This window comes from Microcoleus sp. PH2017_09_SFU_O_A (assembly GCF_020738625.1).
Classification (GTDB): Bacteria; Cyanobacteriota; Cyanobacteriia; order Cyanobacteriales; family Microcoleaceae; genus Microcoleus.
On the sequence record NZ_JAEQCF010000034.1, the window covers coordinates 25,990 to 41,478 of the forward strand.

Annotated in this window: 13 protein-coding genes; 8 read left to right on the forward strand and 5 right to left on the reverse strand. The window is 45.8% G+C overall.

Annotated elements, in window-relative coordinates; all coding sequences use genetic code 11:
• Positions 1–29: 29 nt before the first annotated feature.
• Positions 30–1,340 carry a dihydroorotase gene (locus tag JGK16_RS14420; protein WP_293178064.1) on the reverse strand — a complete coding sequence of 437 codons (1,311 nt, stop codon included), beginning with the start codon at positions 1,338–1,340 and terminating at the stop codon, positions 30–32.
• A 679-nt stretch (positions 1,341–2,019) separates the two neighbouring features.
• The gene (locus JGK16_RS14425; protein ID WP_293178066.1) at positions 2,020–3,369 is read right to left on the reverse strand and encodes a histidine phosphatase family protein; all 1,350 of its coding nucleotides are present in this window, start codon (positions 3,367–3,369) and stop codon (positions 2,020–2,022) included.
• Between the two features lie 215 nt (positions 3,370–3,584).
• Between JGK16_RS14425 and JGK16_RS14430 the strand changes: the two genes are divergently transcribed.
• The 7 genes from JGK16_RS14430 to JGK16_RS14460 all read left to right on the forward strand — a co-directional run bounded on the left by JGK16_RS14430 (position 3,585) and on the right by JGK16_RS14460 (position 11,813).
• The gene (locus JGK16_RS14430) at positions 3,585–5,177 is read left to right on the forward strand and encodes a type II CAAX endopeptidase family protein (protein ID WP_293191001.1); all 1,593 of its coding nucleotides are present in this window, start codon (positions 3,585–3,587) and stop codon (positions 5,175–5,177) included.
• 243 nt (positions 5,178–5,420) lie between these two features.
• Positions 5,421–5,633: a hypothetical protein gene (locus tag JGK16_RS14435; RefSeq protein ID WP_293178072.1), complete on the forward strand. Its 213-nt coding sequence runs from the start codon at positions 5,421–5,423 to the stop codon at positions 5,631–5,633.
• 89 nt (positions 5,634–5,722) lie between these two features.
• Entirely contained in the window at positions 5,723–6,070 is a 348-nt protein-coding gene (locus JGK16_RS14440) for an NINE protein (protein WP_293178075.1), read from the forward strand.
• Positions 6,071–6,326: 256 nt separating this feature from the next.
• Complete coding sequence (locus JGK16_RS14445; RefSeq protein WP_293178078.1) at positions 6,327–7,031, forward strand: helix-hairpin-helix domain-containing protein; 705 nt, start codon at positions 6,327–6,329, stop codon at positions 7,029–7,031.
• A gap of 217 nt (positions 7,032–7,248) precedes the next feature.
• Positions 7,249–7,719 carry a DUF29 domain-containing protein gene (locus tag JGK16_RS14450; protein WP_293178081.1) on the forward strand — a complete coding sequence of 157 codons (471 nt, stop codon included), beginning with the start codon at positions 7,249–7,251 and terminating at the stop codon, positions 7,717–7,719.
• Between the two features lie 197 nt (positions 7,720–7,916).
• Complete coding sequence (chlG, locus tag JGK16_RS14455) at positions 7,917–8,927, forward strand: chlorophyll synthase ChlG (RefSeq protein ID WP_293146994.1); 1,011 nt, start codon at positions 7,917–7,919, stop codon at positions 8,925–8,927.
• Between the two features lie 156 nt (positions 8,928–9,083).
• Positions 9,084–11,813: a penicillin-binding protein 1A gene (locus JGK16_RS14460; RefSeq protein ID WP_293190999.1), complete on the forward strand. Its 2,730-nt coding sequence runs from the start codon at positions 9,084–9,086 to the stop codon at positions 11,811–11,813.
• Positions 11,814–12,030: 217 nt separating this feature from the next.
• On the opposite strand, the gene JGK16_RS14465 is transcribed toward JGK16_RS14460, so the two are convergent.
• Positions 12,031–13,371 carry a 16S rRNA (cytosine(967)-C(5))-methyltransferase gene (locus JGK16_RS14465; protein WP_293190997.1) on the reverse strand — a complete coding sequence of 447 codons (1,341 nt, stop codon included), beginning with the start codon at positions 13,369–13,371 and terminating at the stop codon, positions 12,031–12,033.
• A gap of 389 nt (positions 13,372–13,760) precedes the next feature.
• On the reverse strand, positions 13,761–13,898 hold the full coding sequence (locus JGK16_RS14470) for a hypothetical protein (protein ID WP_293203196.1): 138 nt from the start codon (positions 13,896–13,898) through the stop codon (positions 13,761–13,763).
• A gap of 142 nt (positions 13,899–14,040) precedes the next feature.
• Here JGK16_RS14470 and JGK16_RS14475 point away from each other — a divergent pair, with 142 nt between their 5' ends.
• Complete coding sequence (locus JGK16_RS14475; RefSeq protein WP_293190995.1) at positions 14,041–15,099, forward strand: IS630 family transposase; 1,059 nt, start codon at positions 14,041–14,043, stop codon at positions 15,097–15,099.
• Here the strand turns inward: JGK16_RS14475 and JGK16_RS14480 are convergent.
• Complete coding sequence (locus tag JGK16_RS14480; protein WP_293190993.1) at positions 15,077–15,367, reverse strand: hypothetical protein; 291 nt, start codon at positions 15,365–15,367, stop codon at positions 15,077–15,079. The genes JGK16_RS14475 and JGK16_RS14480 overlap by 23 nt on opposite strands.
• Positions 15,368–15,489 lie beyond the last annotated feature (122 nt).

Consider the following 15,489-nt stretch of genomic DNA (forward strand, 5'->3'; position numbering starts at 1 on the left):
GGACAAATCCTAAGCCAAGCGTATTGCCCTTAAACCCAAGTTTGTAGAACTTTTCCGGCTATTTGCTGTCCCAACCAAGGTGTGTTTGCCGATCGCGATTTCAGACTGCGCCCTTCAACCGTCCAAGTCATGAGCGGGTCGAACAAAATCAGCTCAGCAGAGGCTCCCAGCGCCACCTTCGCGGGGGTTTGACCGAGACAAACGGCGGGGCCTGTACTCAACACTCGCCACAGTTCTAAAGCGGAAAATTCACCAGTTTCTACGAGTCCGTGCCATAACAGAGGTAGCGCTAATTCCAAGCCGATCGCCCCTGGGGGACTATCCGCAAAAGCCACGGTTTTTTCTTCGTAAGTACGCGGATTGTGGTCGATCGCGATCGCATCAATCACCCCATCTTTCACAGCTTGAATTAAGGCTAATTGGTCGCTCAGATTGCCTAACGGCGGTTCGAGGTGTAAATTCGGATCGTAGGGAACCGAAGCAGTTAGAGCATTTTTGCCAGCGGAATCTTGAGAGTTTCCTGAGATTGCGCCGACATTTAACAGCAAGTGCATCCAAGTTACACTCGCAGTCACCGGTAAATCCCGCGCTTTGGCATCTCGAATCAATTCCACGCTTCGGGCGGTTGAAACGCGCATGATGTGCACTCTTGTTCCCCCAGATGCCACTAACTCCAGGATTGCCGCCAAAGCCGATGTTTCTGCACTTGCGGGAATTCCTGGTAAACCCAAGCGCACGGAGACTGCACCTTCCCGCGCGGCGCCATTTCCGGCTAAAGTGCGATCGCACGGCCACAAGGCGATCGACTTATGCAAGGGCTGGATATACTCAAGCAAACGCCTCACCAGAGCCGGATTAGACAGCGGGAAACCGTCCGCAAACCCTACTATTGGAGAGGAGGCCAGCTCGCCCAACTCGGCCATCTGTTGCCCTTTAACGCCCGCTGTCAGCGCGCCCCAGAAATACAAGCGCGGTAGGGAGGGCGATAAATTGCGGATGTGTTGTTGCAACAAGGCTAAACCGGCCAAGTTGTCCACTGGTGGGGAGGTATCGGGTAAAATCGCTAGGCGGGTAAAACCGCCAGCCGCCGCAGCCTGCATTAAGGATTCGAGGGTTTCTCGTTCCTCAAAACCTGGTTCTCCGCTATGACTGTAGATATCGGCTAATCCTGGCCCTAAAATTAGGCCTCGGCAATCCCGGACTTCTGTGTCGGCGGGAATTTCGGTGATGTTTTCTTCTATTGCTTGGATCTGATTTTCGGTAATTAGAATGTCAGCGGTGCGATCGATCTTTGAAATTGGATCGATTACTCTTATGTTTTGTAGCAGTTCGCGATTCATATAGAAGGAAGAGGGAAGAAGGAAGAAGGAAGAAGGAAGAGGGAAGAGGGAAGAGGGAAGAGGGAAGAAGGAAGAGGGAAGAACGAACCGCGAAGACGCTAAGGACGCGAAGCAAGAGGGAAGAAAGGCAAGGGTTTCTGCAATTGATGTTTCGTGGTTGCTATTAAAATTCAGACTTTTGTCCGGCGAAGCGTGGGGGAGGGTATTGGTATTCGTGTTAACTTAAGCTTTAAACGTGCTATCAATCTACTGTTTGATAATTAGGCCTTCGATCCCCCCGCATTCTTGCCCCCTACTCCCTCTTAAGAAGCAGGGCGGTTTTATTGTCCGAAAAATAAATCTGAAACTACTGAAAGCATTGCTCAAACGTCGGGTGGCGTATTAGACGCAACTGTCATATTAATCAAGGTACGTAGTTGGGCTTGGGCCCTCTTTATAAATACGTCTAAAGAGGGCTGAAGCCCAACTACGTACCTATTTCTATGATGACTATAAAACCACCCTGCCTACTCCCCCTTAAGAAGGGGGGAACCGGAAGCACTCTTGCAGCCCCCGGATAGTCTGAGGACTTTGATAAGGCTCTTGTCCCCCCCCTTAAGAAGGGGGGTTAGGGGGGATCGAGACTACGCTAACAGCGAGATTTATCAAGGATTTTAGACTTAAGTTAACACCTCAAAAATTACAGTGCTCCGGCTGCTGTTTGATCGAAAACACCGCCACTTAAATGAGTTGTGATATTCATCGCCTGCAATACGGGCAAACCATCGGGGCCGTGGGGATAATCAATCACGCTAACCGCGCCGTTTCCTTGTTTGAATTTCCAGAAATGTTCGGGTTCTAAGTTGAATAGGTGGCAGAGAAGGGCTTTGTTGACGGCATCGTGGGCAACTACAATTCCTGTACCGCTAACTGATTTTACAATTTCTCGCCACGCTGCGATCGCCCTTGTCCAAACTTGCTCTAAATTTTCTCCTTCTGGCATTTGCACTTTTTCGGGAGATATTTTCCATTCTTCGAGCAAACCTGGATAGGATGCTTCTATTTCTGATTCAAATTTTCCTTCCCAAAGTCCGTGGCTAATTTCGCGCAATTCGTCGCGGAGTTCGAGTTGCAAATCGCCGTGATATTTGAGAATAATTTCGGCAGTTTCTTTCGGGCGCAGCATGGAACTGCTGATGGCAAAATCTAATTTTACATCCTTAAGAAATTCTGCGGCTTGTCGAGCTTGTTCGCGGCCGTTGTCGTTGAGTGGTACGTCTATTTGTCCTTGAAATTTACCTGCTCTATTCCAGTCTGTTTCGCCGTGACGCACTAGCAACAAGCGCGGGCCGCTGTGTCCGTCCCTCGGTTTGGGGAAGATTTCTCCGGTATGGGCGGTTAAATTCAGCGATTCTAATTGAACAGCAATTTTATTGTTGGACTCTGTTTGTTCATCGGCAGATCCCAAATTGATGACACTAATTCCGCAATTTGATTGTTGAATTGATTGATAGTAATCTGGGGCGATTTCTGAAGCTGTGGCGATTAGGGCGCGGTTGATTCCGTTGTGACCTACTACTAGAATTGTGCCAGAAGTGTGGCGTGATAAAAGTTCTTTCCAAAACTTGCGGGCGCTAGCAAAAACGGCTAGTACCGGAAAGTGTTCGATTTCTCCTTCGGGGGAGGGGATTTTCATGGAAAATTTGTCGGGATGTTGTTGCCATTGCTGATATGCTTCGGGGAATTGGTCGATCGCCTCTTGACGCAGCATTCCTTCCCACAATGGCAAATCGATTTCCATCAATTTATCAGTTGGCTGGAGTTGTGGCGGATTTGTCAAGCGCGACAGGATGATTTCGGCTGTTTCTTTGGCTCGTTGCAGGGGACTTGTATAGGCGGCATCAAAGGTGATACTGCTCAGGATGTCGCCTACTTGCTTTGCGCCGGCGCGGCCTGCTTCTGTCAAAATTGATTTATCAAGGCGGCCTTGGATGCGACGTTCTTGATTGTATGTGCTTTTGCCGTGACGGACTAAGATAATGCGGGTCATTCGATTTTAGATTTTAGATTTTAGATTTTAGATTTAGCCTGTTACTGAGTCCGTGGGTGCTGGTGCGTACCTTACCCAGTCTTCGGGTGCGAGGCGAGTCAAAAAGATTAACCAGTGAAATTTTACCAGGTGGCGGGATACTCTCGGCTGCAACGACCTATGATTAAAGATGGGAAAGAGTTAGACACAGATTTGCGCGGGACGGAAAACCAGGAATGACACTGAAGCGGATAATTTTAGGTATTTTAACGGCGATCGCGATCGCTCTGGTCGGTTTATCTTTACTTGCTAGTTGGAGTGAACCCCAAATCCAAAGCCGGCTGGAACTCTATCAGACAAATTTGCTGCTGCACGCCTCGGAGTGGCAAGGAGAAAATAATCAGGGTGCTAATTTAAGTTCGGCGCGCAACAATATTATCGGTTCCGATCCTCTAAATACGGCTTTAACGCAGTATAAAGACGCGCGAGATTCGACTCAAAAAACTCTCGAAACAACTCAAGCACAATTCAAACAAATTCCGCCGACTCTCGTCTCAAAGTCGGAAAATTCTGCTCTCAAATCGGCACAACAAAAGGCTGTGCAAGAGTTGACAAGCCAACAGTCAGCGCTGCTAAACGAACTTGACTTGCGATTGGGAGTTTTGCAGGCAAGCAGCGGCAAAACGAAGGAGGCGATCCAAACTTGGCAGGGTTTAGTTACGCGGTACAAAACTGAAATTGATGCCGATCCTTCCGTGGTAACTGCTCAGGTTTTAACGGGAATTTGGAGCAATCCGCCTCAACTTTTGCCGGATGCTGAGCCGCGCATTCAAAAGTCTTTGGATGGGTGGTTTCGCTATCGCGCTCTAGCACAACTTTACAAGCTGCAAGAACGTTCTAAAGAGCTGGTGGCGCTGCAAGCAGCAGAGCAAGTAACGGCTGAGCAAGCTATAGAAAAGTTGGCAATTGTTGTTGGCGTTCCGGCTATATCTCTTTGTATCGGCACGGTTTTGCTGGTTGGTTTGAGCGTGCAGTGGCTGTTGCAGCGCCAGCAGTTAGATAAGGCAGGTTCGGGGCCACTGTTGGCGCGCAATGCCAGCTTGACTTGGGATGTGCCTTGGGATGGCGAGATTGTTTGGCAGGTGCTGGTGGTCGGCTTTTTCTTTGTCGGGCAAATCTTGATTCCCTATTTTTTGCTGCCAGTTTCTCTAGCTGTTCTTAAGCTGAACCCTGCTACTTTTGACGGGCGCGAAAAGGCTTTTTATATCTTTGCTACTTATTTGTTGCTGTCGGCTGGCGGGCTTTCGGTACTGTATTTTTCGGTCAAGTCTTTTCTACCTTTACCTGATGGTTGGTTTCGGATAGATTGGCGGGAAAATTGGTTTTTGTGGGGCTTTGGTGGCTATTTTGTAGCTTTGCCTTTGGTGGTTGTGGTGTCGCTGATCAATCAACAATTATGGCAGGGACAAGGCGGCAGCAATCCGATTTTGCCGATCGTCCTTGAAGGTAGGGACAACGTGGCTCTGGCGGTGTTTTTCGGCACTGCTGCGATCGCCGCTCCGGTTTTTGAGGAAATCGTGTTTCGGGGCTTTCTACTGCCTTCTCTGACTCGCTATTTGCCTGTTTCCGGGGCGATCGCAGCTTCGGCTTTTTTGTTTGCGGTGGCTCACTTGAGTGTCTCTGAGATTCTGCCTTTGGCGACTTTGGGCGCGGTGTTGGGGTTTGTGTACACGCGATCGCGCAATCTCCTCGCCCCCATGCTTCTCCACAGTCTTTGGAATAGCGGAACTCTCTTGAGTCTGTTTCTTTTGGGCGGCAGCGCGGGTTAATTCGGGCGGTTGTTAATAATTGTGAATAAACCGGGCTTTTGTGACATCTATCGGCATTGTCTGCTGAGGTGGAATTTGGCGATCGCCCGGTCGCTGACTTTAACGGAAAAACTTGCTTTAACATTGAAGTAATATCTTGTAGGTCGATCGATGTCAGGTTAGCCCGGGCGATCGCACCCAACCGAGCGTGACCATTCTGCTAATTTTTATGTTAAATTTAAGTAAGGATGAGGTTTCAAACCAATGAGCAATTTCAACAGCCACAAGTTAGAGAGAACGCCAAGTTGGATGCGTTTCGCACCCTACGCAGCCCTAGGCATTTTAATATTTTCTGTCAATTCCGGTAGCGAACTCAATTATTTCTTGAGAGGCTACTCAGTCATTCTACAGGCTCAAGCCGGTATAGTTCTGCTGTATTTTGCGATGTCCAAGTTTCGCAAAAACCCAAATAAATGAGTAAAAATTAGAATTAGTAATATTGCTTGCCTCGATCGCATTCGTTGTCTATCGCGTTCGTTAAAATAAAAAACTGGGGAAAGGGAAAAATGGTAAAAGATAAAACCGTAGCAGTTGTGTTAGCTTTCTTTATCGGAGGTTTCGGAGGCCACAAATTTTATTTGGGCAACAATGTAGCAGGAGTATTCTATTTGCTCTTTTCGTGGACATTAATTCCCTCACTGATCGCATTTTTCGATTTCATTGGGCTGCTGCTGATGTCGGAACCAGCTTTTAATGCACAGTACAATGGCGGAATGTTGCCGTCTGGGTATGCCCTCAGAGGGGCAAAAGATGTCACAGGGGCGATCGCAGAATTGAAAGGACTTTACGATATGGGCGCAATTACCGCCGAAGAATATGAAGAAAAACGCCAAAAACTGCTGCGGGAATTGTAGTTAAGAAGGAAGAAGGAAGAAGGAAGAAGGAAGAAGGGAAGCCACTATCAAAAGGCTGGGATTTACACAAGAGTCAAATATAAACCAATACGCTTCAGTTAAGCCCGGAGATCCCCCCTAACCCCCCTTGCAAAGGGGGGGACAAGATATTCTCTTTCGTCCCCCTTCTTAAGGGGGATTTAGGGGGATCTCCGGGGAAGAAACATTTTTAAGTGAACCGTATTGAAATCTAAAGTCGAGCGAGGATAGAACTAAAGTGTCTCAAGATTTATACTGGCTGCGTCAAACTCCAAACTGGGTGTGGTATTCTTTTATTCCGTATTTTGGCGGATTGGCGATCGTCTATGCAGGGCAAAAAACAAATATTCGCAGTTGGATGGGATGGGGTGTTTGCTTTACTTTAGCAGCACTAGCGCTATCTTCTTCAGCTAATTTCGGCACCCTCGTTTGGATAGCTCAAATTGTCACAGCCTTTGCTTTGAAAAAGCGCTATCTGATCAAAACCGCACCCAGAGGCTTGCTGGTTCCTGCAACTGCGACAAATGCCGAAGAACTAGCCAACGTGCGCGGCAAAATAGATATTAACGAGTGTACCAAAGATGATATGGTCAGAATCTTGGGTTTGCCGATCGTCTACGCTAACGATATTGAATCTTTGCAAAACGAAGGCTACCTTTTTACCCACGCCGAAGAGTTATCGGAAATCGCCGGAGTACCCGAAAGTCACGTCAGACGCATCGCCCCGATGATTTGCTTTAGCTACAATTATCAAAAAGAATCGCAGTTTACTTGGAAGCGGTTAAACATTCTTTCGCCGTCAGAGTTGATCGAAAGCGGTTTAGATGGGGTTGTGGCTGAAAAAATAGTTAGAGAAAGGCAAAGCAAAGGCGCGTACAAATCAGTTGTTGATGTCAAGCGGCGGACGGGACTGCCTTTTGATTCCTACCGCCATATTTGTTGATTTGTTAATTGGTAGTTGTTAAGCTGTTGTGGATTTAATTTTTATTTTGAGGGCGGGCGAGAAGCCCACCCCACAAGAGTTTGATGCACGCAGACCTCAGAAACCCGGTTTCTGACTAGATTTCTTGTGACTCGACCCAAAACTCGTAGAAACCGGGTTTCTTGCTCCCCATGCGTCAGCAATGAAAGTGTCCAAATTGTTGAATTAGGAACAGCTTATGACAACAAAATTAGAAGTTGACCGACATAAATTGTATGATACCGATTACCTCAGATGGATTGAAACCACTGTGGAAAAGTTGCGGTCTCGCGACTACTCAAATATCGATTGGGAAAACTTGATTGAAGAAATAGAAGACATGGGCCGAAGTGAACGCAGGAGTTTGGAAAGTAATCTTGTGGTAATTATCCTGCACTTGCTGAAGTGGCAATTTCAACCCGATCGCAGAAGCGGTAGTTGGAAAGCTAGCATTGCTGAACACCGTAGACGTATTCGCAAAGCTGTGAAAGATTCCCCCAGTCTAAGACCATATCTGGAAGAGGTGTTAGCTGAATGTTATGCGGATGCAGTAGAACAAGCAAGTGCTGAAACTGGGTTGTCGATAGAGACGTTTCCGCAATTGTCCGTTTATACTTCTACTGAGGTTCTAGATTCCAACTTTTTGCCCGATGAAATAATCTCAAAGTAGCATCGTCTGAAAATCCGATCGCCAGATCGTAATTAATCCCATATCAAAAAATATAATACCCAGATTTCCGACAACTTCTCCCAAGTCAGGGATCTAAAAAATTGTGGACTAGACAATGCTTGGAATATTGGTGCTATTCTACAGAATTATTAAAATGCAAAACGACACAACAGCAGATTACCCCTAAAATCACACTTATGTCTGACTCTCCTCCATCCCAAACTCCCCCAGAAACCGCAGCAGACAGTCCTCAAGCAGACAGCCGCAGTGCCAAAACTCGGCAAATGTTGGGTATGAAAGGGGCTGCTAGCGGGGAAACTTCCATCTGGAAGATTCGCTTGCAACTGATGAAACCGATTACCTGGATTCCCCTGATGTGGGGCGTGGTGTGCGGGGCGGCTTCTTCGGGAAACTATGTTTGGAATTTAGAGAATTTTGCGATCGCCTCCGCTTGTATGTTGATGTCAGGGCCTTTGCTGGCTGGCTACACTCAAACTTTGAACGATTTTTACGATCGCGACATCGACGCCATTAACGAACCCTACCGCCCGATTCCCTCCGGTATCATCTCGATTCCCCAAGTAGTTACCCAAATTTTGGTATTATTAGCCGCAGGCATTGCGGTAGCCTATGCTCTAGACTTGTGGGCGGGTCATGAATTCCCCATCATGACTGTTTTGACTCTCGGCGGTGCATTTTTGGCTTACATCTACTCTGCACCACCGCTGAAACTCAAGCAGAATGGCTGGTTGGGAAATTATGCCCTAGGTGCTAGCTACATTGCTCTGCCTTGGTGGGCAGGTCAAGCTTTGTTTGGTACACTAGATCCCACCATTATGGTTTTGACGCTGTTTTACAGTTTGGCAGGACTGGGAATTGCGATCGTAAATGATTTCAAAAGTGTCGAGGGCGATCGCCAATTAGGGTTAAAATCTTTGCCAGTGATGTTTGGCATCGGCACCGCAGCCTGGATTTGCGTGTTGATGATCGACATATTTCAAGCAGGCATTGCAGGCTACCTGATCGGCATTCACCAAAACCTTTACGCTGTCATTCTCCTGCTGTTGATCGTTCCCCAAATCACTTTTCAGGATATGTACTTTTTGCGTAATCCCCTGGAAAATGATGTTAAATATCAGGCAAGTGCTCAGCCTTTCCTGGTACTGGGTATGCTGGTAGCGGGTTTGGCACTGGGCCATGCTGGTTGAGAAAAATTTTGAGTTGGCAATTTTGAGTTAAATATTTTTAACCAAAAATAAACAACTCAAGATTATGCACAGTTTTCTTGAAGAAAAAATGTCAAATTAAAAATTAAAAATTGAAGGGGGTTAGCCTTTTTAATTTTTAATTTTTAATTTAAATTGATGAGGTTTGAAGGTCTGAACGTGTCAGAATTTTTCTCAAATATCAAGGATAAATTGAGTAAAGTCACTAAGGGAGTAGGCGATAATTCCGATCTAGAATCGCCAAATGCTGCCAATAGCACCGGGCTAAACTCATCGCAATCCCCGCCTGAATTGTCGGGGCGGATAACTGGTGAGCGATCGGAGTATGTGATATCAGAAGATGCTGAACCTCCAGAAGAGTCAGAATTAGCATCAGAATATTCCTACTCAGAACAGGATGAATTTCCCATAGTCAAGCGCGATTGGGAAGGATTGAGGCGCTTAATCGTTTGGTTGGAAATTGAACCTCAAGTTAGCAGCTTGCAAGAAAAAGGCAAGAGATTGTTGGGGCCGGGCTTGAGTTTGCTGGGAAATAAATTACCAGAACAATCTCATAGTAGCGAGTTGCCGGAAAATAGCGCACCGCCAAATACCGAACTGCAAATAAATACCGAACTACAGGAAAATAGCGCACCGCCGAATACCGAACTGCAAATAAATACCGAACTACAGGAAAGTATTGCACCGCCGAACACCAAACTGCAAATAAATACCGAAGTACAGGAAAATAGCGCACCGCTAAATACCGAACTGCAAATAAATACCGAACTACAGGAAAGTATTGTACCGCCGGAAGATAGCGCACCGCAGAAAAATACTAAAAAACGGCTCTCCAGGCGCCCTAAATTTTGGATAGGTTTAGGTGTTCTCAGTATAGGAAGTGGCGCTTTAATCTACGGTTTGTGGATTTTATACACCTTAGACAAAGGTTTGCCGGATGTTAACGATTTGTCGGCTTTTAACCGCGACGGGACGCTGACAATTAAGGCGGCTGACAATACGATTTTGTTGCAGTCGGGGCCGGCAACTAGAGATAAGCTGAAACTTAAGGAAATTCCCGAACTGTTGACTAAAGCTTTTATTGCGATAGAAGACCGCCGTTTTTACGAACATCGCGGGGTGGATTATCAAGGTATTGTGCGATCGATCGCTTCTAATGTGATAGCCAGAGATTTGGTGCAGGGCGGCAGTACAATTACCCAACAATTGGCCCGCGTGGTTTTTCTCAATCAGGAAAGAAGCCTTAAGCGGAAGGTTCGGGAAGCTCTTTTAGCTCAAAAAATAGAGCGGGAGTTGACTAAAGAACAAGTCTTAGAAAGATATTTAAATCTGGTTTATTTGGGTTCAGATGCTTACGGAGTGGCGGATGCGGCTTGGGTTTTCTTTAGCAAACCCGTCGATAAATTAACTTTGGCAGAGATGGCAACTTTGGCGGGTTTGCCGCCTGCCCCGAGCGAATATTCGCCTTTAGTTAATCCGGATATTGCTAAGCAACGTCGCAATATTGTGCTGCAACAAATGCAGGAAGCGAAGGTAATTACAGAGGCTCAGGCGAAGGAAGCCCAGGCGGAACCGATAAAAGTGAAACAAAGTCAACCGAAGCGATTTAAAGTAGTCGCGCCTTATTTTGCTAGTTACATTCGCAAGGAATTGCCGCGCTATGTTTCTAAGGATGCTTTGGAATCGGGCGGCTTGACTGTCGAGACGACGGTGGATTTGAAGTGGCAGAAAATAGCGGAACAAGTTATTAAAGATGCGATCGATGTTGATGGCCGCCGTCAGGGTTTTGAACAGGCGGCTTTGGTTTCAATAGAAGCTAAAACTGGGGAAGTTAAGGCCCTGGTAGGTGGCGGAAGTTTTAAAGACAGTCAGTTTAATCGGGCTACGCAGGCTTTGCGGCAGCCCGGATCGACTTTTAAGGGGTTGGTTTATGCGGCGGCTATGGGGGCGGGTTTTTCGCCTTACGACAGCTATGAAGATGCGCCAATTATTATCGACGGCTATCAACCGAATAATTACGGGAAAAAGTTTAGCGGTTGGCGATCGATCTCTGATGCTTTGACGAGTTCGGTAAATGTCGTAGCTGTCAGAGTGTTGATGGATGTCGGGTTTGAACCGGCGATTAAATTAGCCCACGATATGGGAATTAAGTCTAAATTAAGTCCGATTTATTCCCTAGCTTTGGGCTCGTCTGAGGTTAATTTGCTGGAATTAACTAATGCTTACGGTACTTTAGCGTCGGAAGGTAATTTTATTGAAGCCCACGGAATTACTAAGGTGATCGATCAGCGGGGAGATGTGATTTATAAGGCTGATTTTAAACCGAAGCGGGTTTTGGATAAGGATAGTGCGGCAATTACTACTTGGATGTTGGAGGGTGTGGTGACTGGTGGTACGGGCGGGCCTGCTTCTTTGGGCGATCGGGCTGTGGCTGGTAAAACTGGCACTTCGGAAAAGGTGCGGGATTTGTGGTTTATCGGTTACATTCCGCAGGTAGTAACTGGGGTTTGGTTAGGGAATGATGACAATTATCCGACGGGGGGAACTAGCGGTACTGCTGCTTACAATTGGCGCGATTTTATGAGTAAAGCTGTGAAGGGAATGCCGGTGCAGGAGTTTCCCAAGTTGCCTAAGTTGGAGGGCCGCAAAGGCAGTATTAAGGCGAAACCCGTCGAACCGAAGGAGATTATTCGAGGGATGATTATGAATGACGATGGTGCGATCGTCCCTTACAATCCCAATCCCGAACCGAAGCATCGCGAACCAGCTTATCAAGAACCAGCTTACCAAGAACCAGCTTACAAAGAGCCGGCTTATCAAGAACCAGCTTATCAAGAACCAGAGCGTTATCAAGAACCGAGATATTAAGCAATAATTACAAGCAATTGCGATGTGTAGGGGCAGGTTCACCAATAATCCTTAATGAGTACCAACAATTGAAATAAACCTGCCCCCACCCAACCAACAATTTAAATGTACATTGGATTGATTGCAAGAATTGGAATTGGGAATTTTTAACCGCAGATTATGGCAGATTAACACGGATTAACGCAGATGTATTTGCGGACTTCAATCCGATCGCAATTTAATCTCGTTTCAGCCGCACCATAAAAAAGCCATCCATTTGATGCTTGTGCGGCCAAACTTTGACCCATCCTTCTGGTGATGGCTGGACTGGTAAATCAATGGTTGGCGGTTCGATTTGCCAGTCAGGATTGCTATCTAAGAACGATCGCACAACCTGTTCATTTTCCAAAGGATGAATCGTGCAAGTTGCGTAAACTAAGACGCCGCCGGACTTGACAAATGTCGCTGCATTTGCTAGTAATTCCGATTGCAGTTGCGATTGTTGTTGAATATTTTCGGGAGTGTGTCGCCAGCGGGCGTCGGCGCGGCGGTGGAGGGTTCCGAGGCCGGAACAAGGTGCGTCTAATAATACTCTGTCTGCTAGGTTGATAAATTCTGGGAAGTGGCGGCTGTCTCCGGTATGAATTTTAATAGATTTCATCTGGAGTCGATCGGCATTTTCAGCAAGTTTTTTGAGTCGGCTAGCGGTTTTGTCGCAGGCGTAAATAGTACCTGTATCCTGCATTAATTCAGCGCTGTGGGTGGTTTTCCCTCCCGGTGCAGCGCAGGCATCGATGATGGTTTCCCCCGGTTGCGGATCGAGTAAATGGGTGACTAATTGAGCGCTACTATCTTGAATTGTCCACCAACCTTCGCTATATCCGGGGAGATTTTGAATTGCGCCGGTGCTGCCATTTAGTCTTAATGCTTGGGGTAAATGGGGGATTCTGCTGGTTGAGATGTTCTGGGCTTGGAAGGCGGTCTCGATTTGGGCGATCGAGCTTTTTAAGGGATTGATTCTCAGGTCAATTGTGGGAGATTGATTGAACCATTCGCAGAGTTGTTCTGTTTCAGTTTCGCCTATTTGTTCGTTCCACAATTCTACTAGCCAGTCGGGGAAGCTGTGGAGAATTCCGAGGCGTTGGACTGATGATTTATAGTTAGTAACTGTTAATGGGTTTAAGTCGGTTTCGGTTAAACGGATATATTGCCGCAGCAAGCCGTTGACAAAACTGCTGAGTCCTGATAATTTGTTTTCTTTTGCTAGTTGAACGGTGGTGTTGACGGCGGCGGAGGGGGGAATGTGGTTGAGATATTGGAGTTGATATAGGCCTAAATGTAGGATTGTACGTAGATCTGGCGGTTGTTGGGAGGCTTTTTTGGTGGCTAGTTTGTCGATGATGAAGTCGATCGATCGCATTCTCCTGACGCTACCATAGACTAATTCTGTGACTAAACGGCGATCGAGGTCGTTGAGTTGAGAGTTGCGGAAAGTGCGATCGAGGGCGGCGTCTGCGAATGCACCGCGACGGTGGACTTCGCGGAGTGCGAGAAAGGCTATTTGGCGAGGATTTTGCATGGCTGGTTGGTTATATGTCAAGTTATTATAGGTTGTCTGAGGATTGAAAATAGAAATTACGGCGATTGAAATCGCGTCTATACAAACGAAGATATAGCTTCACAACCAATTCCAAAATCTTGTAGGGGCGGGTTCACCAACCATCTCTGAAACAGACAAAATATCTCATAAACCCGCCCCATCCCCGCCCTTATTTACATGAACATTTTACCAAAAAACTTATCGTACATTTGTATTGTTGGTGGGTGGGGGCGGGTTTATGAAATTATGGATTTTTACCGTAAATTGTTGTGAACCTGCCCCTACAAATTTGGTTTATAATATAACAACGTGTCCTAAGATGAACGATTGCCATAAGACAGAGGTTGCAACCGCCGGGTCTTTTTTATTCAGATTTCCTCGGGATTGATGCCCATTTCTCGGAGTTTTTCTGAAAGGCGATCGGCTTTTTGCTGTACTAACTCTTTCTCTTGTCTTTCTTGTTCCATTTGTCGCTGTGCTGATACCAATTCACTATGAAGGTACACTAAATGTATCCGCTCAATAAATCGGGGTAAATCGCTCAATGATGAGCGTCAAACATCGCAAAATCGTTCCAAACGCAGTAGTCTACCCCGAGTTATTGAGCGGATACCACTAAATTTAGGCTAAAAGTATAGGAGATCCAATATGGGCAACAAATTTAAGGTAGAAATCCAGGAAACGGTTGAGGAACTAGAGCATCGACTCAAACGGGCTATAACCGCAGTAAGCAAAGAAAAATTACTGCTATTATACTGGATTGCCACCAAAAAAATCAAAACAAGAAAAGAATTAGCCACAATGCTGAAGCGAGACTCTTCAACAATATATCGTTGGTTAAGAACTTACAAACAAGGGGGAATTACCTCATTACTCACAGTTAAAAAAGCTCCCGGGAAGACTCCACATATACCACCCGAAGTCAGAGAAAAATTAATCAAAAAACTGCAAGAGCCCGAGGGGGAAACAAGTTATGGGAAATTACAGATATGGCTAGAAAAAGAATGCGGACTCAAAGTGAGCTATAAAGTCGTACATGACCTAGTTCATTATAAATTAAAATCGTACCTCAAAGTCCCAAGACCCCAAAGCAATAAAGTGAACGAAGTTGCACAAGCCAACTTCAAAAAAAAACTGTGGGAGATTATCAAAGTAATGATTAAATATTTCGGAACAGGACAGCCTGTAAGGATATGGTGCCAGGACGAGAGTAGATTTGGATTGATTACTATGCAGGGCAGGATGATTACATTGAAGGGGATAAAACCCGTCGGCAAAAAACAATGGAAACGAGGAAACTTCTATGTTTATGGAGTCGTAGAACCATCAACAGGTGAACAATATTATCAAGAATTCTCTCAGCTAAATCACAACTGTTTTCAAGAGTTTTTAAATGGATTTGCTGAAAAATACTCATACCATTTCAATCTAATTATCATGGACAATGGTAGCTTTCATAAAGCTCTCTTGTTAGACTGGCATGACCATGTGATGCCAATATATTTGCCTGCCTATAGTCCTGAATTGAATCCGATTGAAAGATTGTGGGAACACACAAAAAAAGACCTCAAGTGGGCAAATTATTCGAGTTTAGATAAACTCAAAGAACAGGTAGATATAATTATCAAATCTCTCACGAATGAAGAAGTTTTATCTCTCTGTGGTTGGGACTATATCCTTGAAGCTATATTAAGTGCAGGTTCATAGTGAATTGGTATGATTCCTGTTGTCTTGACAACTCCACATAAGACAAAAACTTCAGTCCATCAGGGCGATAAATTTCCAAGTCTCCCGATGCAGTTTGAAAACGGATCTGCAAACGCGGACTCACCCAACCATCCATTAATTCAATATAGTTGAGTTTTCCATCAGAACGCAGCCAACCAATTAATTCATTATCCTCTGGACTGTAGACATAATATTCTTCGACTCCATAATCCTGGTAGAAATTAAACAGCTTAAACAGTAATCCCATCCGATTTCCGGGGGAGAGGATTTCGGCGTTGCTGAACTAGGGTATGATGAAATGGTCGTCGGAGCGTCACAAATCACACACATTTAAAAGGAATATTATGCAATGCCCGGAATGTCAGTCTA

Excerpts from the sequence above, each read along its gene's own strand:
- JGK16_RS14435 (WP_293178072.1), top strand. The coding sequence starts at position 5,421 with ATGAGCAATTTCAACAGCCACAAGTTAGAGAGAACGCCAAGTTGGATG.
- chlG (WP_293146994.1), top strand. The coding sequence starts at position 7,917 with ATGTCTGACTCTCCTCCATCCCAAACTCCCCCAGAAACCGCAGCAGAC.
- JGK16_RS14425 (WP_293178066.1), bottom strand. The coding sequence starts at position 3,369 with ATGACCCGCATTATCTTAGTCCGTCACGGCAAAAGCACATACAATCAA.
- JGK16_RS14440 (WP_293178075.1), top strand. The coding sequence starts at position 5,723 with ATGGTAAAAGATAAAACCGTAGCAGTTGTGTTAGCTTTCTTTATCGGA.
- JGK16_RS14430 (WP_293191001.1), top strand. The coding sequence starts at position 3,585 with ATGACACTGAAGCGGATAATTTTAGGTATTTTAACGGCGATCGCGATC.
- JGK16_RS14450 (WP_293178081.1), top strand. The coding sequence starts at position 7,249 with ATGACAACAAAATTAGAAGTTGACCGACATAAATTGTATGATACCGAT.
- JGK16_RS14465 (WP_293190997.1), bottom strand. The coding sequence starts at position 13,371 with ATGCAAAATCCTCGCCAAATAGCCTTTCTCGCACTCCGCGAAGTCCAC.
- JGK16_RS14475 (WP_293190995.1), top strand. The coding sequence starts at position 14,041 with ATGGGCAACAAATTTAAGGTAGAAATCCAGGAAACGGTTGAGGAACTA.
- JGK16_RS14420 (WP_293178064.1), bottom strand. The coding sequence starts at position 1,340 with ATGAATCGCGAACTGCTACAAAACATAAGAGTAATCGATCCAATTTCA.
- JGK16_RS14480 (WP_293190993.1), bottom strand. The coding sequence starts at position 15,367 with ATGGGATTACTGTTTAAGCTGTTTAATTTCTACCAGGATTATGGAGTC.
- JGK16_RS14460 (WP_293190999.1), top strand. The coding sequence starts at position 9,084 with ATGAGGTTTGAAGGTCTGAACGTGTCAGAATTTTTCTCAAATATCAAG.